This is a genomic window from Enterococcus sp. MSG3299, from assembly GCF_050555765.1.
Classification (GTDB): domain Bacteria; phylum Bacillota; class Bacilli; order Lactobacillales; family Enterococcaceae; genus Enterococcus; species Enterococcus faecalis.
In genome coordinates, this window is record NZ_CP187870.1 from 42,074 (window position 1) to 66,050 (window position 23,977).

Genomic DNA, 23,977 nt, shown 5'->3' on the forward strand with positions numbered 1-23,977 from the left:
GCGGCGGTGCAGTCGCCCTTGCTCCAAAACCAATGGATTTTCTGCTGCACTCAACACGAGTCAATTAAACGTTCTATTCCCATTCGTTCCGACTGGTGAACGTTTCTCTTTTCCTACTCGTTCCTCGCTTAACGGAAAAGGACATTGACACGAGTTGTTCCTTGTGAGACCACAAGGAAGCGTTCCGCAGATTTAAGTTTTTTCTGAAGCAGTTTCACTGCTACAGAAAAAAGGCGTTGGTTCTATGGCATTTTTCTGTCACTCGGCCCCTTCTTGCGGTTATCATTTCTTCAGTGAGCCGGCCTTGTGTACTTGCGAATCATACAACAGCCAGTCGAAAACACAAGGGTAAAATGCACGAGCAAGCTCGCCCTTGTGTTTTCTTTGTGTCTGATGTCTGTTCTCTGCGCACCCAAAACCTCAAACTCACTGAAGAAATGGATCATAACAGCAAACAAAGAAAGGAGAGGACCACAGAAAAATACCGAACCAACGAAGTTCAAAAGAAGCACCCCTTCCTAAATCTTCAAAAAAAATGAGTTTTGAAAAAAATAAAAAACAGAAAGAAGCGAATAAAAATGACTAGACTTGAACAAGCACAAGGAAAATTGCAACGACTAAAAAGAGAAAGCGAAGAAATGCACCACTTAATCAGGGCGGAACATGACCGTATCCCTTTTGGACAGCCTAACATTATTGGCCGTGGGGACATTTATAAGAAAGTAAATGGCTATCATGATCGTGCAATTAAATTACTGAAGGAACAAGAAAAACAAGAAAAAAGAGTGGAAATGCTGGAAAAGGTAGAAGATTTTAAGGAAAAAAACGAGCTAATCAAAGACGTTCATGTGGTCGGTAAATCAAGTTATGCGACGGTTGGCGCAAAAACAAGTGTCAATAACATTGATTACTTTAAAAATGAACTAAAAGAGCTTGAAAAGGCTAACGAAAAAGCAAAAGCCTATAACAAGACAAAACCAGCAATCAAAGCGAGAACGTTCGGCGCAGTAATCACGAAACTAAAAAATAAAATTGCGACCCTGGAACAAATGAAGGAAGCTGATGAAAACAAGGTGGTGAGTGAGAGAACAAAAGAGCTGATAGAAAGCGGTGCAGTGACGCAGTGGAAGAAAAAACCAATATTCTATTTCGTTAAAGGGTTGCGAAAAGTAGCACTAGAAATTGACGAAAATGGAGAATTCTTCATTTCTAACTATTATCCGGCTTGTACAGATGCAGATAAGGAATTTATCAGTAAGTTATTAGATCCTGCAGCTGAAAGCAGAAAAAAAGAAACCTTTTGCTGAAGACAAAAGATTTCTAGGACGTTAACTATTTATAGTCATGAATAAGTATAGCGTACCTTAGAAAAATATTCAATGGGTTCCTGCCATAACAATGGAGTTATGGCAAGGATTCATTGCCACTCATAGAATAGAACAATTATCTAACAGTAACGAATTAAAAAAAATATTGCTTTTGGAGGAATACAAATGAGAAGATTAAGTAATACGACAATGGCCAACGAAACTCTAAAAAAAGAAGCATGGTATAGAATGATGCTTACCGACCTATCAAGTTCTGTCATTGATGAGTTCATGGAAACGGGGAAATGCCATTACACCAGCAATTATTTTCAAGGTGAAAATATTTTAGTCACTGAAGAAATAGAGGCAATCATAAAGACGGTCGAAAAGAAGTATGGCTTCCTGGTGTACTATGTAACTGAAAATAAAACAGCGGATGGCCAGAGATTTTTATCATTATTCTACGTTGGACGCGATACTAGTGATTGGCTTTACTGTCACAGGGATTTAGAATCTTATAGGCAATATGTGTATGTAGTTAATACGACGAACCCTGCATTTTCAGAATTTGGAATGATTCAATTTGATCCAATACTAGGCAGTCTTTTACGAACTGCATAGATAAAAAAATATACATTTTATGGTATCAGTTGGGCTTTTTGGCCCAGCTGAAGCCTAACGTAAGGAATTATAAGAAAGGTGGGAAATGAGTATGGAAATACGGGAATTAATTATAATAGAAGATCCTTGCTTTTATCAATATACGACGATAAAAGAACTTGAATCGTTTAATACGTCTGAATTAACGATTGCTCTTAGTGTGCTTAGAAAAGAGCAGCGTCGCTTGAAAGAAAAAGTGTATCATTCTGGATCTGGCGATCAAGTGGATAAAAATAACGTTAAATTAATCAACAAGTACAGAGCCAATCTTGAAAAACTGCTGTTTATTAAGCAAGGGTATATTCCGGATGCAATCACGCAAAACATGATTGATACATTGATCAAAAACAATAAAAAATCCATACAGAAGATTCAAAAAGGTTGAGTTTAGCAAGGCAACAAAAAACATTTAATAAAAGAGAGGATGTAAAACATGGCCGAAAAAATTGATTTGAATAAGTTATATCATGAAAGTAAAAAGGAAAGAACCGAAAAACAAACAAAAATGGAACGAGCGTTAGAAGGAGTTGTGTGTGGGTTTCCAAGAAACACAGATGATGATCCAATTTTAAAGAATAGTAAGACCCAGGAGAATACCAATGGATGAAAAAAGGAAAGATAAAATTCAACGGTTGTTAGCACTAGCGAACGATGCGAACGATGAAGAATCAATGACAGCTTTAGCAAAGGCCCAGGAATTGATGCTAGCCTATGGAATTGATGAAGAAGAAGTGTTTCATTATCAGCAACACCAAAGGCAAGAAAAGGTTATAGATAAAGTGATTTACAAAGGAAGACCGCATAAATGGGTCTACAGACTAGCTGGGATCATTGCAAAGAATTTTCGTGTGAAGAATTACTATCAAAGTTCTTCAGATATAGAATTACACTACGTAGGTTTAACAACAGATGTAGAGATTGCAGAAATTACATTTTTATATGCAAAAGGTAGTGTTGCCTTTTGCTCAAAAGAGTTTATGAAACAACCGGAAATCAAGCGAAAATATAAACGAAAATGGCAATTAAAACAAGACTATATCGAAGGGTATTTGACGGCTCTTAGTTCAGTATTTGAAGCCCAGGTACTTACGAATGGTTACGAACTTGCATTGCAGTTGCCTGTCGCAGTCCATGAAGAAGTCTCAAAGCTAGGCTTGGTTAAAGGAAAAGACACCTCACACCATGTTGAAAACTTTGATGCTTTTCATTCTGGTTACCAGGAAGGCTTACAGTTTAAGAGTAAAGAGTTAATCAACTAATAAAATTATTAATGGAGGAAAGAGTATGCCTAATTTGGATTCCTACTTAGAAAGATTTGAAAACTATCAGAAGGAACAAGAAGAATTAAATGAAATTTTTGATCCGGACGATAGGAGGTGCAGAGTTTGTGGATGTACTCAATTTAATGCATGCCCAGGGGGTTGTTATTGGATTGAAGAAGACTTATGCAGTAAATGTGTATAGAAAGAGAACAAAAAAAGCAGATAAAAAATTATTTGCTTTTTTTACTTATATATTTTATACGATAAAAAAACGTGGTTTTTAGTTTGAAAACCCTGTAAGATTAATATATGGACCCATTTAATGTAAACATAAAAGGTGTTCGTTTTCTTAGGGGGGTATTTTAATAAAAATTGAGGAGTGAAAAAATGAATAAGTTTCAAAGTTGGCTTATGGCCAATAAAAATCTGTTAATTACAAGTGTAGTAATGTGTCAAGTGTTAGTCTTAAGCATAGGGATAATCAACTTTCCTTATATTGATGACACCGGCAGGCAAATTGATGGCAATACGGACTTTGCTAGAAGTTATTCTCGCTGGGGTAGCGAAATTGGTTCTTGGTTAGTTCAAGGGAGTAGACACCTTACGGATATGGGGTTGTGGACGCATATTCTTTCTGGATTCATTGTATCAGTAACAGGGATTATCATTGTTTACTCTTTTCATAAGAAGCTATCTCTTTTAGCTTTAACAGCAGCCATGTTGGTTGGCTTTAATCCTTGGTTTTTACAAAATTTAAGTTTCAGGTTCGATAGTCCTTACATGTCTTTGAGCCTTTTATTTTCAGTTCTTCCATTTCTATTTTGGAATAAAAATAAAGTCTTATTTTTAGTTGTTTCTATTTTAAGCATTTTTTTGATGTGTAATACTTATCAGGCGTCTTCGGGGATCTACGTCGTGATGGTGTTAGCATTATCACTGAAGCAGCTGTTAGACAATCAATCGTTTATTGCTGTGCTTAAAAAAGCGATTGTAGCTATGATTAGCTATATAAGCGCCATGTTTCTTTATCTTATTGAAACAAAATTTAATCCTGAAATAGCAACGCGAGGCGGTATGACAACAATCGCGAGCGTTAAGGATATACCCAAAACAATCCTGGTAAATAGTCAAATGTATCTGTCAAAAATAACCGAGCAGAGTACAAAGCTATGGATACTTTTGTTTTTTATTCTAGTAATTTTCTTTGTTTTAAGTACGGTTCTTAATGCGAAAGTATCGCCTGTTAAAAGCTTTTTATACGCAGTATTATTTCTATTTTTAGGCTCTATTTTGAGTTACGGCGTCTTTCTAATCTTTCCGGAAAAGCTTTTGTTAATTTCGCCTAGATACGGCTATGGATTTAGTTTTTTTGTAGTTTCAATTATCATGCTTACTTTGTCAAATACTTCTAAAAACGTGCTAGGATATGTGTCAAAAACAGCGGTTTGTCTTTTCTGTGTCTACCTTTTATCTTTTACATTTGTTTATGCTAGTGCGTTAAGCCACCAAAAGGAATCTTTTGAACGACAAAGTATGATATTAGCCGATGATTTAAAAGACCTAGTGAACCGTGACACGGTGACCGTGCATAGTACGTCTTTATTTAAAGATTCGCCAGTATTTGCTAATAGTTCGAAGAATTATCCTATATTAAAAGAACTGGTTCCACCAAATGAAGCCCTTTATTGGCCAAATCAGTTTTTATTTAGAACGTACACTGGTTTAAATGTGAACATGGAGATCTTTGATATTAACGCGTTGAATAAAGAAGAAAGTGAGTTAATGAAATCTAATTATTACCATGACATTTATGTAAAAGATTCAGAAGTATTTGTTCATGTTAAATAATCCTGAAATAAAAGTAATATCAAGGCAATTGAAAGGCCGGGATAGATACTGTAAAATAAAAATAGCTATTTCAGATTTAACTATTTACTTACAGACTGAATAAATTGAGCGTTCAGTTCTATGAGTACTTGTTAGAAACGAAAGGCTAAAATAAGTTATAACCTTAGAGACTGTCTCCCCCCAAGAGACAGTCTTATATATTGTTTAATAGATAATTACTTTACTAAAATAGGATAAATTCAATCAGAAATGTATACTTTGTAAGGAAAAAATCATAGCTGTTTTAGGATATTATTTGCTATTTTATGTATTTGCCAATTACAATGGTATTGTAAATAAATACATAAAGTAGCATTAGTAGGTTTGGGGGGATATAGATTTGGAAAATATTTTTGATTTAAACAAGGGATTATCAAGAAGAAAATACTGGTATTATCAGTGTATACTGTTTGTTTTTGGATTAGGAATAGAAACTTTTTCAATGTTTGTATACAAAAAGTCTCTGATTGAAAACAATTATTTAAAATATTTCGTGATAAATGGTCCATTTGATTTTTATAATTTTCTTAGGATCGTGTTCTTTATAATGATTATTATAGGTTTTCTGTTCCAAGCAAGAAGGTTTGTTGATATTGGGTGGTCGAAATTTGTAGCTTTATTAAGTCTGTTACCGTTAGTTGGTATTATCACAACGGGGATTTGTTTATTTAAAAAGGGAAAAGATAATAAAACAGATAGCAACCAAGTTTCTTGATTGCTATCTGTTTTATTTATTAAGAGTATTGTCTATTAAATGAATGACAAGAACTTGCATTGTAAGCAGCTTGAATCGCAGCTGACCATGAAAGTTTATGGAATGCTACTGCAGACCAAATTCCTTTCATAATACAAGCACCTTGTTTTGCCTTGGCTTGTTGATATTTATTCCATAAATGTTTAGGGACCTTACTTTTTGCAAAGTTGTCCCAATAACCATCGTCACTTTGGGCATATGCAGTAGTAGAGTTTACTCCTACAACACTAGAAAAAGGGATATTGACACCAGATACAACAACTGTACTTAGAAGCAGAGCACTAATAGCTTTGAAAACATTTCTTTTTAAAACTTTCAAACGAACTCCTCCTTTTGTGTTTAATATCACATAAAAAGTACCATGTCATGAAAACGATGTCAACAGATAACATGAATTTGGATTGAAAAGTAATAGACACAACTTAGTGAGTGTGAGGCAAGCTGGTAGATATATTTTGTTAGTTGTCTAATGAAATATATTTTTAAAAGAACCAACAGGGTATACCCAGTTGATACTTTTCTATGTTCAAATTGTTGCTAAGTAAGTAGTAGGTCATTCAAGTTGAGCATACTTTAATTTAGGGAATAATAGTGATATTCAAATAAATTGCTACTATCTTAAAGTTATTATGTCTATTGCACATTATGTTGTTTTTAAGGTGGTTTTTATAATTTGAAAAAATTTCTTAATTTGTGTATATTCTATGTAATTAGGGTTAAAAATAAAATATAATTTCAAGGAGGAAGAAATGATAAAAAAAATACTTTTCGGAGTAGTATGTATTTTTGCGTTTGGGGGAATGGCAATCACTGCATTTGCAGATGATACTCTGCCTATCTATGGTTCACGTATTTGGTTTGATTTAAATGGCAATGGAATACAAGACCAAAATGAACCGTCAGCACCTGCTATTCATTTTGATAAACTAGCCTTTACAAATAAGGATTTGACGGTAGGATTTGATTATCCAGGAAATAATCATTTGAATGCTGGATCTACTACAACTCCTATTAATTCTGCTACAGCTGTTATTGAGCCTAAGTCAGCATGGGTAAAGCAGAATTTAAATAAAGATTGGTCGGAAATAGAAGATAAAGCTATGGAAACAGATGATTGGACGGAGTACGAAAGTGTTTCAAAGCAATTTTCTGATGCTAATCCGCTTATGGATAATGCCGAAGTACCATACAGAACAGGTTTCGGGAACCTAAATTTAGCTAACTGGATTGCTCAAAATGTACCCGAAGATAGCCCATACATTAATTACATTTACATTAATCCTAGTCAACTACCAAAATGGTTAACTATTACTGAAGCCAATAAAGCAAGTATTGTTAATAGTTCACAATTTTCAGCAGATGGTTTCTATTACTTTGATAATAAAGCTCCTCTCCAAACAGTCAGTGGTTTCTACAATTTAGACGGAACATTTACTGAAAGTAATGATACTCAAAATCCGTATGTTCACAGTTATGCAATAGCAAATCTAGGATTAATTCCTCATGCTTCTATAAAACTTGATATGACAACAGAACAAAAAATAAGTAATCCAAATGAAGAAATTACTGTAACCTACACAGTTAAAAATGACGGTACGAGCGATCTTGAAAACATAACTTTATCCGATATCGATTTTCCAGCATTTAATTTGAAAAGTGGAGAAGAAAAGACTTTTAGTGTGGCACAAATACCTAATCAGCAAGGAACTATAAATACAACTGTGCAAGGTGATCTTAATTATTACTATGATCAAGTTTACTTAAACCCCGAAACAGGAGAAACTTCAACCACTCCACAAAAACCCATGCATCTATTAACAGTTACTGATGATAAACAGGTAACGGTGACTTACCCGACTACAAAACAGTCAACAATAACAGTCCGCTATATGGATGAAGAGGGAAATCAATTAATTGATCCTATTACTAAGACAGACATTGTAGGTAAGGAGTATTCTACTGAGCAAAAAACATTTGACGGTTATCAATTTGAAAAGTTAACGGGAAATGCTTCTGGTGTATTTACAGAGAGTGATCAAGAGATCGTTTATGTATATAAGAAAGTTGTAACTCCTCCTGTAAAACAATCAACGATAACAGTTCGTTATATAGATGAAGAGGGAAATCAATTAATTGATCCTATTACTAAGACAGACATTGTAGGCAAGGAGTATTCTACTGAGCAAAAAACATTTGACGGTTATCAATTTGAAAAGATAACGGGAAATGCTTCTGGCGTATTTACAGAGAATGAACAAGAGATCGTTTACGTATATAAAAAAATTGATGTGTTAAAAGAAGAGAATAAAGGTCAAATTAACAAAACATCGAATACTGAATTTAAAGAAGCAAACAAGTCAAATGATAAAGTTAAAATGGATAATGCTTCTACAGGAAAAAAGAGCGCTAAATCTTTTCCTAGAACAGGATTTAATAATAATTTAGTATTAAATACATTGGGCGCGGCTTTGCTTGTAGTTAGTCTTATTGGTTTTACTGTTGTATTTGTTATTAGAAGAAAACAAAAGAGATAAGAACGTTGAAGATAAAACTTAATATAATAAATTTTTTTATATTCCAGATAATCCTGATATGAATGAAATTTCAAAAAACTAGGAAATGCGATTAATTTAAGTGAGGAATAGAAACTTCTGAAGTAACTATATATCATAAATTAAACCGATGAGTCAAAAACTTTTGTTTTTTCTATTAGCGATGAGATTATATTAAACAGTATATACTAGAATGAATGATTATAAAACGTTTGAGTGGATAATCGTCCGTAAAAGCATGATCCAAAGAGTTGAAATTTTAGTTTAGAAGGATGATCAATTCAAGACGATAAAATTTTTAGTGAATTAAAATGTGTTATATAAAAAAGTATTGACAAAAAAGCATTCATTATAAAAAATTAACTATGCTACTGGATATTATATCCAGTAGCATAGTTAATTTTTTATTTTTTTTGGGGATAGTCAAGGTTATTATTGGAGATTATTCGAAACTAGATTTAAAGGTGATGATGGCAAATGGAAAGTATCAACAGTTTGGCTGTCTGCTTGGAATCTTCAACATTTAAGATTTGGCTAAAATTATGGTAAATAAAAAATATTTGATAGGGGTATTGGTCATATCTACATTATCTTTTTTTTATTTTTTGTGTATAAGGTAGATGAATCAGAAAATAATCCCATAATAGAAACTGTACAAGAAAGAGAAAAAGAAAGGGATAAAAAATATTTTGAAACATTGTCTGTTTCTGGTGAAGGGGTAGTAACCAAAGAAGATCTAGAAGCATATTTATGGGTTTCAAATGGGTCTGGAGAAGTAAATTCTTTTCAGAAAGGTATTAGAAAACAAGGAGTATATCCCGAAAAGTATCATAAAGAGCCTATAATAATTAGCGAGTATGATTTGGTTGATGGGATTTATACAGAAAAAGGAGATCCTAGCAAGTACAAAGTTAGTTGGAAAAAGGGATATATTTTTTTTGAACCAATTGACAAGTTATCCAATAAAGAAGAGCGGGAAAAAATATTCTACCCAGCAAAATTTACAGATGAAGAAGAGTAACTAGTATAATATAAAAATTTTAGATTAGGAGACATAAAGAAAAAGGCAACAAAAATTGTTGCCTTTTTTGTACGTTTTTATGAAAGTAGTTTGCTTATGCTATTCACTAGTAAATGCTTTGTGTCAATTTTAACGGTATCCTAATTAGACAATCGAGACTATTTGTTTTTCCCTTTTTCATGCGCTGTTTCTAAAAACATGCATTGTCTAGTTGTATAATCGATGGTAGTTAATTAATCCAATAATACTTTACTTGATGCTTTCATTCCGTAAAAAAATCAATAGAAACATATAAACATAATATTAAATGACAATATTAGAAATAAATAATATAATTATTTCTAAGAAAATCAGTAAAGGAGCTTAAAAATGGTTGATTTTAGTAAACTTAAAAAAATAGAAAAAAAACAAGATGTTATCGATCCAATTGAAATTTTTAGAAGAATACCAAAACCTGAAGGAATAAATGATCTTTATTCCAGTCAATCGGAAGTTTTAAATGCTTGGTTTAAAAACAAAGATCAAAAAGATAATATTATAAAATTGCATACGGGTGGTGGAAAAACAATGGTTGGCTTGTTGATTGCTCAATCTACAATGAACGAGCTAAAAGAACCAGTGTTGTACTTGACTCCTACTACCCAACTAGTAAATCAAACTTTTGAAAAAGCTAAAGAGTTAGGAATGTCTGTAGTAAAATATGAAAAAGGAGAACCATTATCACAAGAATTTGTCAATGGAAAGGCTATTATGATAGCAACTTATTCAGCATTATTTAATGGTAAAAGTAAATTTGGGGTTCAAGGGAAAACTTCAATTCAATATGTTTCTACAATTATTTTTGATGATGCACATGCAGCATTACCAGTTATTAGGGATAGTTTTACTTTAGAAATAAGTAAAGCTGAAGATGAAAAATTGTATTTAGAACTTTGTTCTCATTTTAGAAAAAGCTTTATTGAAATTGGAAAACAAGGAACTTTTGATGAAGTTATTGATGGCAAAGAAGATATGGTTTTGGAAGTACCTTATTGGGAATTCATAGAATCTATGACATATGTAAGTTCTAAAGTAAAAGAAAAAGATGTTTTTTCTTGGCCATTAATTAGAGATCGTTTATCTATGTGTCATGCATTTATTAGTAAAAGTAAATTTACAATAACACTCATTCAACCACTACTGGATATATTCCCTACATTTAAGAATGCCAAACGTAAAATTTATATGTCTGCTACTATCTCAGATGACAGTGATATTATAAGAACATTTAATGTTTCGGAAAGTGCTGTAAATAACCCGTTAACCTCTAGTTCTGTTGCAGGAATAAGTGAAAGAATGATATTAATACCAGGATTGATGGATTTTCCGTTTGATGATTTAAAAGATTCCTTTAAATTACTTAATTATGTTGTTGAAAATGAATATGGAGCCGTTGTAATTGCTCCGTCAGATGAAAAATCAAGTCGTTGGGAATCAGATGTTATTTTTCCTCATGGATCTGAAGAAGTAAATAATATTGTAAATAAAATGCAAAAAAAGATTGAATTTGGCCCGGTCGTTTTTTCAAATAGATATGATGGAATTGATTTACCAGGTGATGCTTGCCGACTTTTAATAATGGATGGTATGCCAATAGGAACTTCAAGTTATGAGATTTTTCGAGCAGCAGCCTTAATGGGTGGTGATTCAATTACAAGAATGATGACGCAAAGGATTGAGCAAGGCTTAGGAAGGGGAGCTAGAGGAGCTTCTGATTATTGTATAGACGTACTTATAGGAAAAGATTTAACAACATGGGTTAGTATGGAAAATAATTTTTCTTATTTTACTAGTGCCACCAAAGCTCAAATCGAAATGGGAAAAATAGTTAGTCAAGAAGTTAAAAGTGTTTCAGATTTATTGGATGTTATAAAGCAAAGTTTAAATAGAGATAGTGGATGGACAAATTATCATTCTGAAGAGTTGGTAGAGTATATTGATCAAGATCATATTGTAAAAAAAGATTCATCATTTGCTAGAATTGAACGAGTAATTGTAGATTTGTGGGATATGGACTGTCTAGATAAGGCTATTGTTAAAATTAATAGTTATTTAGAGCAAAATGAATCGATGAATCAATATGAAAAAGGTTGGTTACAACAGTTTTGTGCAAGAATGGCATATGTATTTAAGGATAAAGTAACATTTGAAGAGTATCAAAAGCAAGCGTACTTTAATAATAAAAATTTATTTAGAATCACTAATTCAAATGATGAATATCCTCAACTAAAAGTGCCGTCCGATCAATCTAAAATGATAGTAAAAAAATATAAAGAATTTAGAAGCCCACGAGGAATTTTAAGTAATATTGATGAAATCGAATCATTAATTACTTCTACTTCTAGTGCAAATCAATTTGAAGAAGCATTAAAAAAATTAGGTGATTATTTAGGCTTTATATCAGAAAGATTTGATGATGATGGAATAGGTCCAGATGTATTATGGCTGATTAATGAGAAAAAAGGAATCATTATTGAAGCTAAAAGTCGAAAAAAAGAACATAATGCTTTTAGAAAAGAAGAACATGGGCAACTTCTTATAGCAGAAAGATGGTTTAAAACTAAGTTTCCTGATATCGAAGCGTTACCAGTTAGTGTTCATCAAGATAAAATAGCAACAAAAGCTTCTTTTGCTGAGGGTGTAAAGGTATTAACATTTGATAATATACTGCTTATTATTAAAGAAACTAAAAAATTATATTCTCAATTAATAGATTATCATTTGGACGAAAAGGCACTGGAGGTGCAGTGCCAAAAGTTACTTTTACAATTTGATTTACTCAGTGAAAGGTTTGTCGAAAAGTATTTAGATACATTTGAAACAATGACATAAACCTTAATTTTAGTATCATTTGAAATATAGTTCATGTTTTATTCTATATATTGGAGTAATCATCACATTTATAATAACATTGTATTGACAAAATCCCTTGTTTTTAATACAATGTTATTACAAAGTGCGAATGGAGGTAATAAGATGTCTCAATCAACAATTACATTTAGAATTCCTGAGGATGAGAAAGAACTTGTGTTAGAATATGCAAAAGCTCATAATTCTTCATTAACTGAACTTTATCGAAAAGCTGTATTAGATAAAATTGAAGATGAAATTGATTTAAAAACCTTACGGAACGCAATAGAAATTTCCAAAGAGAAAAAAGAGATTGGTATTTCTCAAGAGGAAATGGAGAATTTACTAAATGAAATATAAAGTTGTATATATGCCACAAGCGCAGAAACAATTAAAAAAAATGGATAGAAATCAGGCAAGAATAATAGTAGCTTGGATTAGAAAAAACTTAGAAGGAACTACTGATCCTCGTCAACATGGAAAAGGCTTGACTGGAAATAGAAGTGGTGAATGGCGTTACAGAATTGGAAATTATCGAATATTGGCTAATATTTGTGATTCAGAAATTATAATACAAATATTTTCAATAGGACATAGGAGTACTATCTACAAAAAATAATTTATGTAGGAAACATGCAAAAGAAGAGGGTATATTAGAAAATAGTCCAGTTTCTATTGAAATCTTAACTGTTGAAGCACCTGCAAAAAAAGTGATATATAACTGAATTAGATAAAGAATGTTATCTTTCTACTTGGTTTTATGTCAAATTAATTAGCTTAGAATAGTTATAATTAACTATAATAAAAATATAGACTCTCTTTGTATAGAGAGTCTATTAACTTTTAATAAGCTATTTAATTGTCAATAAGGCTGCACCTTCAGTAACTATATTTTTAGTTATAGGAATAACTTCTGAATAATCTTTAGAGTTTGTTACAATAACCATTGTTGTATCATCAAGTCCTGAATTTGTAATTACTGTGCTGTCAAATGTTCCAAGAACCTCTCCCTTTTTTACTTTTTGTTTAGCACCAACTTTTTTAGTGAATCCTTTACCATTCAATGATACTGTGTCAATACCAACATGAATTAATATTTCAGCACCAGTATTTGATTTGAGGCCATAAGCGTGCCCAGTTTCAAATACGACTTGGACAATACCATCTACTGGAGAATATATAGTGTTCCCATTTGGTTTAATAGCAATCCCTTTTCCTATAGATTCTGAAGAAAATACTGGGTCATTAACTGAACCAAGAGTAGTTATTTCACCAGCAAGAGGACTAACAATCGTTTCTACTGTTGTAGGTTCATCAGCATTTGCTATTTGATTTGTATTTATTTCTGAAGTATCAACTGATGTTTGTTCAGCAATTGCTTCTGCTGCAAAGATACCGGAAGATCTTGTTCTACCATAGAAATAAGTAATTGCAAAAGTAACTGAAAAACTTATTAATTCACATAGCAAGTAAAAGGGGATAGAAGTTGCGTTGATTGAAAGGAACCCAAGAAATCCAGCTGAACCGAGTGATACAGCAACAACTTTAAGTAGACCTGTTATCGCTGCAGCAATACCTGAACCAATTAGAGCACAGAAAAACGGGAAACGGTATTTTAAGTTTACTCCAAACAATGCTGGTTCAGTAATACCAAGAAGTGCTGATAATCCAGCAGAAGAAGCCAGACTCTTTGTTTTAGAATTTTTAGTTAAAAACCAAATAGCAAATGTTGCAGCACCTTGAGCTACATTTGCCATGGAAGCAACTACAAAGATAAAATCCCCATGTCCGATACCATTTGTCCATGCTGAAAGTAACTGTGTTTCGATTGCAGGAAATGACTGATGAAGACCAGTCATAACAATGAGTGAATATGTTCCACCAAAGATCCCCATTCCTATGAACCCAGTTGCATTATATAACCAAACAATAGCATCTGTGATTCCATTAGATAGTAATAACATTGTGGGACCAATAACTGTGAAAGTTAAGAATCCAGTAATTATTACGGATAATAATGGTGTGAATGTAAAATCAATAGATGAAGGAAGTTTTTTATGAAAATATTTTTCCAATATTGACAAAAGATATACGGAAGCTAATACCGGAATTACTTGGTAGGCATAGTTTGTTTGTGCAACATGGTATCCAAAAATATTCCAATATTCAGTGGCTCCACCAAGGTCTGGAGTTGTCATAATCATACCAATTGCAGCACCTAGAAATTGGTTTGCTCCAAAACGTTTAGCAGCGGAAATACCAACTAGAATTGGTAAAAACATAAATGGTGCAGCTGACATAAGCTGAATCATAGAGGAAATTCCTTTAATTGCAGGATACATTTCTTCGATTGATTTTGGTCCAAAAAGACCCGCGGCAGTTAAAAAATTTCGTAGAGCCATTAATAAACCACCTGCAACAAGTGCAGGAATAATTGGTACGAAAATTTCTGATAGTAGTTTAATTAATGCCATAATTGGATTGAATTTTTTATTTTTATCAACTATTTGTTTCAAGTCGTCTGTTGAAAGCTCTGAAAGGCCAGTTTTTTTTATAAGTTCATCATAGACAAAATTAACGTCACCAGCACCAATAATAACCTGATACTGACCATCAATTTTAAAGGTACCTTTTACATTTGGGTTTTCATCCAAAGCTTTTTGATTAACTTTTGTATTATCCTTTAGTACGAGACGAAGACGTGTTGCACAGTGTGCAGCAGCGATAAGATTATCTTTTCCAACTGCTAGAATTATGTCGGAAGCTAGTTTAGCATAGTCCATATGAACAACTCCTTTTATCATATTTCTCTTTCTGAGAAAGCGCTTTTTTTAATTTATGTTTATTTTAGCATATTTCATGAACATGTCAAACGTTTATCATATTTTTTTTATTTTTAGATAGAATGATTGATTTTTATAGAGAAAACGTTTACTATATTAGTTATAAAAAGATACTTTGAAGGAGTAAAATATGGAATTATCTCGAGAAATACGATATCGCGCTTATTCTGAATGGAGTAAAGATGAGATTACAAAAATAAAAGAAAATATTAAGCAATCTCCTTGGCATGCTAGCTATCATATTGAACCTAAAACAGGGTTGCTTAACGATCCGAATGGGTTCTCTTTTTTTAATGGAAAATTCACTCTTTTTTACCAAAATTGGCCATTTGGAGCGGCACACGGGTTAAAAAAATGGGTGCATGCTGAGTCAGATGATTTAGTTCATTTTAATATAACAGGAACAGAGCTTCTTCCAGATACAAAATACGATAGTCATGGAGCATATTCTGGATCAGCATATGAAGTAGATGGCAAATTACTTTTATTATATACAGGAAATGTTCGTGATAAAAATTGGAGACGTGATTCATTTCAATTGGGAGCATGGATGGATAGAAGTTACAATATTACTAAGTGTGAGGATGTCTTTATTAACAAACCTGAGGACGTAACAGATCATTTTAGAGATCCGCAAATTTTTGATTATAAAGGTCAATTTTATGCAATTGTTGGAGGACAAAGTCTTGAAAAAAGAGGAGTTATTAAGCTTTATAAAGCTGTAGGTAACAGTGTTGAAAAGTGGTCAGAAGTAGGAAATCTTGATTTTTGTAGTAGTGGTTCAGAATACATGATAGAGTGCCCTAATCTTTTATTTGTAAATGATACACCAATTCTGATTTATTGTCCTCAGGGTCTTGATAAATCAGAACTTAGTTATGATAATATTTATCCGAATACTTATAAAATTTGTCAAAGTTTTGATGAAAGAACTGCGAAACTTGTGGGTTCTTCTAAAATTAAAAATCTTGATTATGGGTTTGATGTTTATGCAACACAAGGATTTAATTCTCCTGATGGACGTACTTTAATTGTTAGTTGGATTGGGCTTCCTGATGTTGAATATCCAACAGATAAGTATGATTATCAAGGCGCAATGAGTCTTGTTAAGGAGCTTTCTATCAATAATGGAAAACTTTATCAATACCCTGTAGATGCTATTAAAACACTGCGAACTAGTTGTGAAGATTTTACGTCAAAAATAGAAACAAGTAATACTTATGAACTGGAAGTGACTTTTCCGGCTAATCAGAAATCAGAATTACTTCTTTTTGCTGATGATAAAGGGAATGGACTCAGCTTAATAGTTGATACTAAAGAAGGAAAAGTTATTTTAGATCGGAGTAAAGCAGGAATTCAATATGCAATTGATTTTGGTATGACTCGTGAATGCTTAATAGATACTGAAGAAACAATTGCTAATATTTTTGTAGATAATTCAATCATTGAGATTTTTATTAATAAAGGAGAGAAAGTATTTACCAGTCGTGTATTTCCTGAGAAGGACCAAAATGGGATTCAAATAAAATCAGGGAAACCTATTGGAAAATACTTTGAATTGGAATATTAATATGGTAGCAAAATTAACAGATGTAGCTGAATTAGCTGGAGTTAGTCCGACAACTGTATCTCGTGTCATTAATAACAAAGGCTATTTGTCAGAAAAAACTAAAAAAAACGTTCATGAAGCTATGAAAATTTTAGGATACAAACCAAATAATTTAGCACGAGGCTTACAAGGAAAATCACCTCAACTTATAGGTCTCATTTTCCCTAATATTAGTAACATATTCTATGCGGAACTCATTGAATACCTTGAAATAGAATTATTTAATCAAGGATATAAAACAATTATTTGTAATAGCGAAAATGATCCTGGAAAAGAACGTGAATATCTTGAAATGCTTGAAGCAAATCAAGTCGACGGTATTATTTCTTCTAGTCATAATCTTGGGATTGCTGACTATGAGCGTGTTCAAGCACCAATTATTGCTTTTGATAGAAATTTAGCACCAAATGTTCCTATCATCGCATCAGATAATTTTGAAGGTGGTAAATTGGCAGCAAGCGTTTTACGGAAAAATGGTTGTCAAAATATTATTATGATTACTGGAAATGATAATACAGATTCTCCTACAGGTTTACGTGCTTTAGGATTTTCTTTCCAAATTCCAGAAGGAAAAGTCTTTAAAGTTCCTAATAGTTTGTCTACAATTCGTCGAGAGATGGAAATTAAATCGATTATTTCAACTAATAAACCAGATGGCATTTTTATTTCAGATGATTTAACTGCTATTCTTACTATGAAAATTGTAAAAAAACTCAACTTAAATATTCCAGAAGATGTGAAAATTATTGGTTACGATGGAACATCATTTATTGAACAATTTTTTTCACAATTGACCACAATTAAACAACCTATTGATGAACTTGCAAAACTAATTGTTGATGTTTTGTTGAAAAAGATTAAGGGAGAAAAGATAAGTAAGGATTATATTTTACCTGTATCATTACTTTCTGGTGGGAGCATTTAATCGATAGAAAAAAACGAACAAGTCGGAAACTTTTGACTTGTTCGTTTTTTCGCCTTTTTATTAGTTAAAATTTATTTGTTTTATTTACTTTTTGAAATACGGTTCTAACTTTTAGCAATAATTCATCGATTAATTTTTCGTGTGCTGTTTCTAAAAACACGCATTGTCTAGCCTCATAATCGATGGTGGTTAATTGATCTAATAATACTTTACCTGATGTTTTCATTCCGTAAGAAGGATTAATAGAAACATATAAAGGATAGTTTCTTTTTGTACTTGATATAGGAGCTACAATAACAACATTGCTGTAATCTGCAATAATATCATGACTTAAAACAATATACGGTCTCTTACCTGTTTGTTCATGTCCTGATCTAGGAGCCGTATTCAACAATAAAATATCACCTTGATGAGGAACTTTTACCATTTTTCATTTCCTACCGCATTTCCTAAATCTTGAATAGTTACATGCACCTTCTCTTCTTTATAATTTTCAAACAATTGTTCAATTGTTAAATCATTATCAGAATCCACAGCTTCAATAATTAATCGTTTTTTACCATTCGATTCCTCCTGTGTTATTTTCACTTTATCTTCTGTATGAATTTGGAGATATTCCATCACAGATTTAGGAAGTCTAAGACCGTTACTATTGCCCCATTTTTTTATTGATAACATTACCATTTTATTCACCTCTCATTGTTTATACATAGTATAACATATTAAAAAAATAAAGTATATACATAATTATCCTTCGACTGAACAATTTCACATAAAAACCAAAGAGGTCAAAAACTTTTAAGTTTTTGACCCATCGGTTTAATTTATGATATATAGTTACTTCAGAATTTTCTATTCCTCACTTAAATTAATCGCATTTCCTATTTTTTTGAAATTTCATTCATATCAGGATTATCTGGAATATAAAAAAATAATTTATTATATTGAGTTTTATCTTAAACGTTCTTATCTCTTTTGTTTTCTTCTAATAACAAATACAACAGTAAAACCAATAAGACTAACTACAAGCAAAGCCGAGCCCAATGTATTTAATACTAAATTATTATTAAATCCTGTTCTAGGCAAAGATTTATCAATCTTTTTTCCTGTAGAAGCATTATCCATTTTAACTTTATCATTTGACTTGTTTGCTTCTTTAAATTCAGTATTCGATGTTTTGTTAATTTGACCTTTATTCTCTTCTTTTAACACATCAATTTTTTTATATACGTAAACGATCTCTTGATCATTCTCTGTAAATACACCAGAAGCATTTCCCGTTAACTTTTCAAATTGATAACCGTCAAATGTTTTTTGCTCAGTAGAATACTCCTTACCTACAATGTCTGTCTTAGTAATAGGATCAATTAATTGATTTCCCTCTTCATCCGTATAACGAACTGTTATCGTTGATTGTTTTACAGGAGGAGTTACAATTTTCTTATATACATAGACGATCTCTTGATCACTCTCTGTAAATACACCAGAAGCATTTCCCGTTAACTTTTCAAATTGATAACCGTCAAATGTTTTTTGCTCAGTAGAATACTCCTTACCTACAATGTCTGTCTTAGTAATAGGATCAATTAATTGATTTCCCTCTTCATCCATATAGCGGACTGTTATTGTTGACTGTTTTGTAGTCGGGTAAGTCACCGTTACCTGTTTATCATCAGTAACTGTCAATAGATGCATGGGTTTTTGTGGAGTGGTTGAAGTCTCTCCTGTATCGGGATTTAAGTAAACTTGATCATAGTAATAATTAAGATCACCTTGCACAGTTGTATTTATAATTCCTTGCTGATTAGGTATTTGTGCCACACTAAAAGTCTTTTCTTCTCCACTTTTCAAATTAAATGCTGGAAAATCGATATCGGATAAAGTTATGTTTTCAAGATCGCTCGTACCGTCATTTTTAACTGTGTAGGTTACAGTAATTTCTTCATTTGGATTACTTATTTTTTGTTCTGTTGTCATATCAAGTTTTATAGAAGCATGAGGAATTAATCCTAGATTTGCTATTGCATAACTGTGAACATACGGATTTTGAGTATCATTACTTTCAGTAAATGTTCCGTCTAAATTGTAGAAACCACTGACTGTTTGGAGAGGAGCTTTATTATCAAAGTAATAGAAACCATCTGCTGAAAATTGTGAACTATTAACAATACTTGCTTTATTGGCTTCAGTAATAGTTAACCATTTTGGTAGTTGACTAGGATTAATGTAAATGTAATTAATGTATGGGCTATCTTCGGGTACATTTTGAGCAATCCAGTTAGCTAAATTTAGGTTCCCGAAACCTGTTCTGTATGGTACTTCGGCATTATCCATAAGCGGATTAGCATCAGAAAATTGCTTTGAAACACTTTCGTACTCCGTCCAATCATCTGTTTCCATAGCTTTATCTTCTATTTCCGACCAATCTTTATTTAAATTCTGCTTTACCCATGCTGACTTAGGCTCAATAACAGCTGTAGCAGAATTAATAGGAGTTGTAGTAGATCCAGCATTCAAATGATTATTTCCTGGATAATCAAATCCTACCGTCAAATCCTTATTTGTAAAGGCTAGTTTATCAAAATGAATAGCAGGTGCTGACGGTTCATTTTGGTCTTGTATTCCATTGCCATTTAAATCAAACCAAATACGTGAACCATAGATAGGCAGAGTATCATCTGCAAATGCAGTGATTGCCATTCCCCCAAACGCAAAAATACATACTACTCCGAAAAGTATTTTTTTTATCATTTCTTCCTCCTTGAAATTATATTTTATTTTTAACCCTAATTACATAGAATATACACAAATTAAGAAATTTTTTCAAATTATAAAAACTACCTTAATAAACAACATAAAGAGCAATAGACATAATAACTTTAAGATAGTAGTAATTTATTTGAATATCACTATTATTCCCTAAATTAAAGTATGCTCAACTTGAATGACCTACTACTTACTTAGCAACAATTTTAACATAGAAAAGTATCAACCGGTTATACCCTGTTGGGTCTTTTAATTGTGAATCTATTGGGGAATTTGAACAAAATTGTCATGTCAATAACAATAAATAATCATAAAAAAGACAGCCAAAATTTAAGCTGTCTGTAGTTTATATTCTACGTTTCAATTTACTTTTTGTGAATATGACTTGAATAATTTTAGAAATAGTAAAACTTACAATAATGATTACTCCTAAAATTAAAAAAGATAACTTAGTATACTTTAAAAGGTTCTGTTGCAAAGTTTGAAAATCAAACGCGCCCTCTCTGAACTCCAAATATCTTAGGCTGGTATTCCCATTAATACCTTGATTTCAGTAGACACCGAAAAGCCGAAGAGCGTTCCATTTCTTCGGTTCTTTTTATATATTCCTCGAATGGTCTCCATGCCCTTAATCGTGGAAGAGGCTGTACGGAGACTTTGATAAAATTTATTCCGTCGTTTAATAGGTCGATGGTCTTGTTCTATTAAATTGTTAAGATACTTCACAGTTCGGTGCTCTGTCTTAGTATATAAACCCACACTCTGTAACTTTCTAAAGGCGGAGCCAAGAGAAGGTGCTTTATCGGTCACAATTGCTTTCGGCTCACCAAACTGTTTATGGAGTCGTTTTAAGAAAGCATAGGCTGCTTGCGTATCCCGTTTCTTTCGTAACCAGATATCTAAGGTTAAGCCGTCCGCATCAATTGCACGATAAAGATAATGCCAACGTCCCTTAATTTTGATATAGGTTTCGTCCATTTTCCATGAATAGAAGGATTGTCTATTTTTCTTCTTCCAAAGATCATAGAGGACTTTGCTGTACTCTTGCACCCAACGATAAATCGTAGTATGACAAACATTTATTCCACGATCATATAACAATTCCTGAACTTCACGATAGCTTAGATTGTAACGCAGGTAGTAACCAACAGTGACAATAATGACGTCTTTTTTGAATTGTTTGCCTTTAAAATAATTCATTACTCTGTCCTCTCTGTCTTTTTTCTCAATTTTACACTAAAATAGATTTTTTGGAAACTTTGCAACAGAACCGATGAAACTACTTAATGATTAAATTGAGCAATTTCTCAAATAGCACAAACTGCTCTTCATAAAACGAAAAGCAGTTCATAATGTATTTAGATATTTCATTGTGCTATTGACCAGAAACACACTATTTAAGGTACATTTCTCTTTTCGCTGAGATTCACCAACTTCAATTGCACAAAAAAGCGTGAGCACAAGGCTCACACTTTTTCTAGTTGACTATCCTAAAAATTCGAAAACATCTTTACGATCATACAATTTCAAGATTTTTTCAAATAAGATTTGACCTACGAAAGCAGCTACGATTGGTACAACAAACCAGCTGATTAATAGTAGAATAATACTCAAACCGGCGTCCAATGAAGCCAACGGACCTACCAACCCTACCAAACCGAAACCAGCAGAAGCAGGAGTCCCTGAGACTGAGAATAACGCTACTGGAATTGCTGAGATGATAGCGGTGAATAGACATGGTACCAAGATAATTGGTTTCCTAAACAAGTTTGGCATCATCATTTTCATAGCACCCAATGCGATGGCCAAAGTAACCCCTGGTTTGTTGACTTTCCAAGAGTTAACTACCAAGACAACTGTTGTTGCGGCAACACCCATAGCGGCTGCACCAGCAGAAACACCGTTCAATTGAATTGCCATACCAATGGCAACTGTAGAGATCGGCGAGATAATCAAGAAAGCAAAGGAACATGCAATCAAGATTGACATCAAAATTGGTTGCAAAGTAGTAAAGGTATTAATTAAGTCACCGATAGCGGCAGTAATCTTGGTTACGTAAGGATATAAATAATAGCCGATTAGACCAGCGCCGATACCAACAACGATTGGTGTTGCAACAATTGCCACGGACCCAAATTTTTCGCCGATCAACAAGATCATGCCGACAGCGATTGATGCAGTAATCATGGTATTGATGATGTCTCCGGTACCAGCACCGATATAAGTAGCTGTGTCAGGATTGAATTTCACAACACCGGAGCCAACGAAAGCTGCACCGGCAACTACTAACATTTGCATTGGTTTGAAGCCAAACTGCACCGCAATCAAAGCGCCAATCAATAGTGGAGTAGCTAGTTGGAAAATAACTGCCATTTGTGTGATCGTTACTGCTAAGGTATTTTCACCAAATAATTTCAAAATTGCTGCCAATACCGCGTTAGGAATCAACCCTACGATGATCCCCGTTGCGGTACCCGCTAATACTTTATTTAAAAATATTTTTGGAGTTAATTTTTCTTCCATTTTCTCGTCCTCTTTCTAATTATTACTATTTCGCTCCTAGAATTTCTTCTTTACTATGAACCAGTTGCGTTAAGAAATCACAGTAAGGAGTTACTACTCCATATTTTTTACCTTTACGAGAAATGGCTCCGTTGATGTAGTCAATCTCGGTCAAACGGTTATTTTTTATCAAGTCTTGGTGCATCGATGGGAAATGCATACCAATCGTAGTCGGGTCAAAACAAGTTTCTACATGTTCGATTACTTCGGGAATGTCTAAGTTGACGTTTTCTTTGGCAGCAACAGCTGCAAATTCGTTAACAATAGTCACTACCATGTCATGAGCAGGTTTGGTTGCACCAAGCCCCGCCATATTGACGTCTAAAATCGTGCATAAGCCATTCATCGTACCATTGACACAAGCTTTACGATAAATTGAATAATGAATGTTGTCGGAATATTTGGCATTTAAACCAGACGCGGACAAAGTTTCCGCCAATTTTTTCGCTGATTCTTCTTGACCAATACCTAGATTTTGCAATTCAACAGACCCGCTGCCAAATAATTTAGCCTTGCCGGGACCTTCTAGACCAGCAGTCCACATGGTGTTGCCGATAAAGATTTTTTCCATCGGTACGAATTTTTCGATTACGTCTTCATGACCGATACCGTTTAAAAGACACAAAACTTCTGTGTGATCAGCAATTAATGGTTTAACATCCTGCAGCATTTTTTCCAACTGCATTGCCTTCGTGAATAAGATAATCAAATCAAATTGCTCACCAGTGGGCACCTCATTCTGATTAACAATTGGGACTTTAACAGTAATTTCTTCGCCATTATAATTAGCCTTCAATCCGTTTTCTTTGATGGCATTGATATGCTCCTGCCAGCCGTCGATTAGCAAAACATCGTTACCACCTTGTTTCAACATCAGTCCGAACCGGGAACCCATCGCGCCGGCCCCTGCAATTGCAATTTTCATAAATAAAAGCCTCCA

23 protein-coding genes are annotated in these 23,977 nt (G+C 33.0%); 15 read left to right on the plus strand and 8 right to left on the minus strand.

The genetic code is table 11. From position 1 onward, the window contains the following. Nucleotides 1-578: 578 nt before the first annotated feature. From IGL23_RS13840 to IGL23_RS13875, 8 genes are all read left to right on the plus strand, one after another. Nucleotides 579-1,307, plus strand: coding sequence for a hypothetical protein (locus tag IGL23_RS13840; RefSeq protein WP_002368105.1), 729 nt, complete (start codon nt 579-581; stop codon nt 1,305-1,307). 186 nt (nt 1,308-1,493) lie between these two features. Then, nucleotides 1,494-1,928 (plus strand): hypothetical protein, encoded by a 435-nt coding sequence (locus IGL23_RS13845; RefSeq protein ID WP_002379933.1) that lies wholly within the window; start codon nt 1,494-1,496, stop codon nt 1,926-1,928. An 85-nt stretch (nt 1,929-2,013) separates the two neighbouring features. After that, nucleotides 2,014-2,352: a hypothetical protein gene (locus IGL23_RS13850; protein WP_002369929.1), complete on the plus strand. Its 339-nt coding sequence runs from the start codon at nt 2,014-2,016 to the stop codon at nt 2,350-2,352. Nucleotides 2,353-2,400: 48 nt separating this feature from the next. Beyond that, nucleotides 2,401-2,574, plus strand: coding sequence for a hypothetical protein (locus IGL23_RS13855; protein WP_002368111.1), 174 nt, complete (start codon nt 2,401-2,403; stop codon nt 2,572-2,574). Then, the gene (locus IGL23_RS13860) at nt 2,567-3,226 is read left to right on the plus strand and encodes a DUF2786 domain-containing protein (RefSeq protein ID WP_002368112.1); all 660 of its coding nucleotides are present in this window, start codon (nt 2,567-2,569) and stop codon (nt 3,224-3,226) included. Before IGL23_RS13855 ends, IGL23_RS13860 begins: the two co-directional genes overlap by 8 nt. A gap of 89 nt (nt 3,227-3,315) precedes the next feature. Then, nucleotides 3,316-3,513, plus strand: coding sequence for a hypothetical protein (locus tag IGL23_RS13865; RefSeq protein ID WP_002368115.1), 198 nt, complete (start codon nt 3,316-3,318; stop codon nt 3,511-3,513). Between the two features lie 103 nt (nt 3,514-3,616). After that, nucleotides 3,617-5,077 carry a glucosyltransferase domain-containing protein gene (locus IGL23_RS13870; protein ID WP_002368116.1) on the plus strand — a complete coding sequence of 487 codons (1,461 nt, stop codon included), beginning with the start codon at nt 3,617-3,619 and terminating at the stop codon, nt 5,075-5,077. Nucleotides 5,078-5,456: 379 nt separating this feature from the next. Beyond that, nucleotides 5,457-5,831 carry a DUF805 domain-containing protein gene (locus IGL23_RS13875; protein ID WP_033591008.1) on the plus strand — a complete coding sequence of 125 codons (375 nt, stop codon included), beginning with the start codon at nt 5,457-5,459 and terminating at the stop codon, nt 5,829-5,831. 19 nt (nt 5,832-5,850) lie between these two features. Here IGL23_RS13875 and IGL23_RS13880 read toward each other — a convergent pair whose 3' ends face one another. Further along, the gene (locus IGL23_RS13880) at nt 5,851-6,189 is read right to left on the minus strand and encodes a hypothetical protein (protein WP_010714259.1); all 339 of its coding nucleotides are present in this window, start codon (nt 6,187-6,189) and stop codon (nt 5,851-5,853) included. Between the two features lie 430 nt (nt 6,190-6,619). On the opposite strand from IGL23_RS13880, the gene IGL23_RS13885 reads away from it, so the two are divergent. From IGL23_RS13885 to IGL23_RS13905, 5 genes are all read left to right on the plus strand, one after another. After that, nucleotides 6,620-8,404, plus strand: a complete 1,785-nt coding sequence (locus IGL23_RS13885; RefSeq protein ID WP_430619695.1) for a MucBP domain-containing protein — start codon at nt 6,620-6,622, stop codon at nt 8,402-8,404. A 625-nt stretch (nt 8,405-9,029) separates the two neighbouring features. Next, nucleotides 9,030-9,443 carry a hypothetical protein gene (locus IGL23_RS13890; RefSeq protein ID WP_002367777.1) on the plus strand — a complete coding sequence of 138 codons (414 nt, stop codon included), beginning with the start codon at nt 9,030-9,032 and terminating at the stop codon, nt 9,441-9,443. Between the two features lie 369 nt (nt 9,444-9,812). Beyond that, nucleotides 9,813-12,314 (plus strand): DEAD/DEAH box helicase, encoded by a 2,502-nt coding sequence (locus tag IGL23_RS13895; protein ID WP_002367775.1) that lies wholly within the window; start codon nt 9,813-9,815, stop codon nt 12,312-12,314. A 144-nt stretch (nt 12,315-12,458) separates the two neighbouring features. Next, nucleotides 12,459-12,692, plus strand: coding sequence for a type II toxin-antitoxin system RelB family antitoxin (gene relB / locus IGL23_RS13900; RefSeq protein WP_000083634.1), 234 nt, complete (start codon nt 12,459-12,461; stop codon nt 12,690-12,692). Continuing rightward, complete coding sequence (locus IGL23_RS13905; RefSeq protein ID WP_002367773.1) at nt 12,682-12,951, plus strand: type II toxin-antitoxin system RelE family toxin; 270 nt, start codon at nt 12,682-12,684, stop codon at nt 12,949-12,951. The genes relB and IGL23_RS13905 overlap by 11 nt, the downstream gene beginning before the upstream one ends. Nucleotides 12,952-13,183: 232 nt before the next feature. Here IGL23_RS13905 and IGL23_RS13910 read toward each other — a convergent pair whose 3' ends face one another. Beyond that, entirely contained in the window at nt 13,184-15,115 is a 1,932-nt protein-coding gene (locus tag IGL23_RS13910; protein ID WP_010816308.1) for a sucrose-specific PTS transporter subunit IIBC, read from the minus strand. 190 nt (nt 15,116-15,305) lie between these two features. Here IGL23_RS13910 and IGL23_RS13915 point away from each other — a divergent pair, with 190 nt between their 5' ends. Both IGL23_RS13915 and IGL23_RS13920 read left to right on the plus strand, forming a co-directional pair. Then, nucleotides 15,306-16,745, plus strand: coding sequence for a sucrose-6-phosphate hydrolase (locus IGL23_RS13915; protein ID WP_002367771.1), 1,440 nt, complete (start codon nt 15,306-15,308; stop codon nt 16,743-16,745). 1 nt (nt 16,746) lies between these two features. After that, nucleotides 16,747-17,709 carry a LacI family DNA-binding transcriptional regulator gene (locus IGL23_RS13920; RefSeq protein WP_002367770.1) on the plus strand — a complete coding sequence of 321 codons (963 nt, stop codon included), beginning with the start codon at nt 16,747-16,749 and terminating at the stop codon, nt 17,707-17,709. Nucleotides 17,710-17,773: 64 nt separating this feature from the next. Here IGL23_RS13920 and IGL23_RS13925 read toward each other — a convergent pair whose 3' ends face one another. The 6 genes from IGL23_RS13925 to IGL23_RS13950 form a co-directional block, all read right to left on the minus strand. After that, nucleotides 17,774-18,136, minus strand: a complete 363-nt coding sequence (locus IGL23_RS13925; RefSeq protein ID WP_000241511.1) for a type II toxin-antitoxin system PemK/MazF family toxin — start codon at nt 18,134-18,136, stop codon at nt 17,774-17,776. Continuing rightward, nucleotides 18,130-18,393, minus strand: coding sequence for an AbrB/MazE/SpoVT family DNA-binding domain-containing protein (locus IGL23_RS13930; RefSeq protein ID WP_000245205.1), 264 nt, complete (start codon nt 18,391-18,393; stop codon nt 18,130-18,132). Before IGL23_RS13930 ends, IGL23_RS13925 begins: the two co-directional genes overlap by 7 nt. Nucleotides 18,394-18,675: 282 nt before the next feature. After that, nucleotides 18,676-20,460, minus strand: coding sequence for a MucBP domain-containing protein (locus IGL23_RS13935; protein ID WP_430619696.1), 1,785 nt, complete (start codon nt 20,458-20,460; stop codon nt 18,676-18,678). 534 nt (nt 20,461-20,994) lie between these two features. After that, nucleotides 20,995-21,675, minus strand: a complete 681-nt coding sequence (locus IGL23_RS13940) for an IS6 family transposase (protein WP_002394194.1) — start codon at nt 21,673-21,675, stop codon at nt 20,995-20,997. A gap of 285 nt (nt 21,676-21,960) precedes the next feature. Next, the gene (locus IGL23_RS13945; RefSeq protein ID WP_002355369.1) at nt 21,961-22,998 is read right to left on the minus strand and encodes a PTS sugar transporter subunit IIC; all 1,038 of its coding nucleotides are present in this window, start codon (nt 22,996-22,998) and stop codon (nt 21,961-21,963) included. 25 nt (nt 22,999-23,023) lie between these two features. Beyond that, nucleotides 23,024-23,962: a 2-dehydropantoate 2-reductase gene (locus IGL23_RS13950; RefSeq protein WP_002335374.1), complete on the minus strand. Its 939-nt coding sequence runs from the start codon at nt 23,960-23,962 to the stop codon at nt 23,024-23,026. Nucleotides 23,963-23,977 lie beyond the last annotated feature (15 nt).

Excerpts from the sequence above, each read along its gene's own strand:
- IGL23_RS13840 (WP_002368105.1), top strand. The coding sequence starts at position 579 with ATGACTAGACTTGAACAAGCACAAGGAAAATTGCAACGACTAAAAAGA.
- IGL23_RS13845 (WP_002379933.1), top strand. The coding sequence starts at position 1,494 with ATGAGAAGATTAAGTAATACGACAATGGCCAACGAAACTCTAAAAAAA.
- IGL23_RS13850 (WP_002369929.1), top strand. The coding sequence starts at position 2,014 with ATGAGTATGGAAATACGGGAATTAATTATAATAGAAGATCCTTGCTTT.
- IGL23_RS13855 (WP_002368111.1), top strand. The coding sequence starts at position 2,401 with ATGGCCGAAAAAATTGATTTGAATAAGTTATATCATGAAAGTAAAAAG.
- IGL23_RS13860 (WP_002368112.1), top strand. The coding sequence starts at position 2,567 with ATGGATGAAAAAAGGAAAGATAAAATTCAACGGTTGTTAGCACTAGCG.
- IGL23_RS13865 (WP_002368115.1), top strand. The coding sequence starts at position 3,316 with ATGAAATTTTTGATCCGGACGATAGGAGGTGCAGAGTTTGTGGATGTA.
- IGL23_RS13870 (WP_002368116.1), top strand. The coding sequence starts at position 3,617 with ATGAATAAGTTTCAAAGTTGGCTTATGGCCAATAAAAATCTGTTAATT.
- IGL23_RS13885 (WP_430619695.1), top strand. The coding sequence starts at position 6,620 with ATGATAAAAAAAATACTTTTCGGAGTAGTATGTATTTTTGCGTTTGGG.
- IGL23_RS13895 (WP_002367775.1), top strand. The coding sequence starts at position 9,813 with ATGGTTGATTTTAGTAAACTTAAAAAAATAGAAAAAAAACAAGATGTT.
- relB (WP_000083634.1), top strand. The coding sequence starts at position 12,459 with ATGTCTCAATCAACAATTACATTTAGAATTCCTGAGGATGAGAAAGAA.
- IGL23_RS13905 (WP_002367773.1), top strand. The coding sequence starts at position 12,682 with ATGAAATATAAAGTTGTATATATGCCACAAGCGCAGAAACAATTAAAA.
- IGL23_RS13910 (WP_010816308.1), bottom strand. The coding sequence starts at position 15,115 with ATGGACTATGCTAAACTAGCTTCCGACATAATTCTAGCAGTTGGAAAA.
- IGL23_RS13915 (WP_002367771.1), top strand. The coding sequence starts at position 15,306 with ATGGAATTATCTCGAGAAATACGATATCGCGCTTATTCTGAATGGAGT.
- IGL23_RS13920 (WP_002367770.1), top strand. The coding sequence starts at position 16,747 with ATGGTAGCAAAATTAACAGATGTAGCTGAATTAGCTGGAGTTAGTCCG.
- IGL23_RS13925 (WP_000241511.1), bottom strand. The coding sequence starts at position 18,136 with ATGGTAAAAGTTCCTCATCAAGGTGATATTTTATTGTTGAATACGGCT.
- IGL23_RS13930 (WP_000245205.1), bottom strand. The coding sequence starts at position 18,393 with ATGGTAATGTTATCAATAAAAAAATGGGGCAATAGTAACGGTCTTAGA.
- IGL23_RS13935 (WP_430619696.1), bottom strand. The coding sequence starts at position 20,460 with ATGATAAAAAAAATACTTTTCGGAGTAGTATGTATTTTTGCGTTTGGG.
- IGL23_RS13940 (WP_002394194.1), bottom strand. The coding sequence starts at position 21,675 with ATGAATTATTTTAAAGGCAAACAATTCAAAAAAGACGTCATTATTGTC.
- IGL23_RS13945 (WP_002355369.1), bottom strand. The coding sequence starts at position 22,998 with ATGGAAGAAAAATTAACTCCAAAAATATTTTTAAATAAAGTATTAGCG.
- IGL23_RS13950 (WP_002335374.1), bottom strand. The coding sequence starts at position 23,962 with ATGAAAATTGCAATTGCAGGGGCCGGCGCGATGGGTTCCCGGTTCGGA.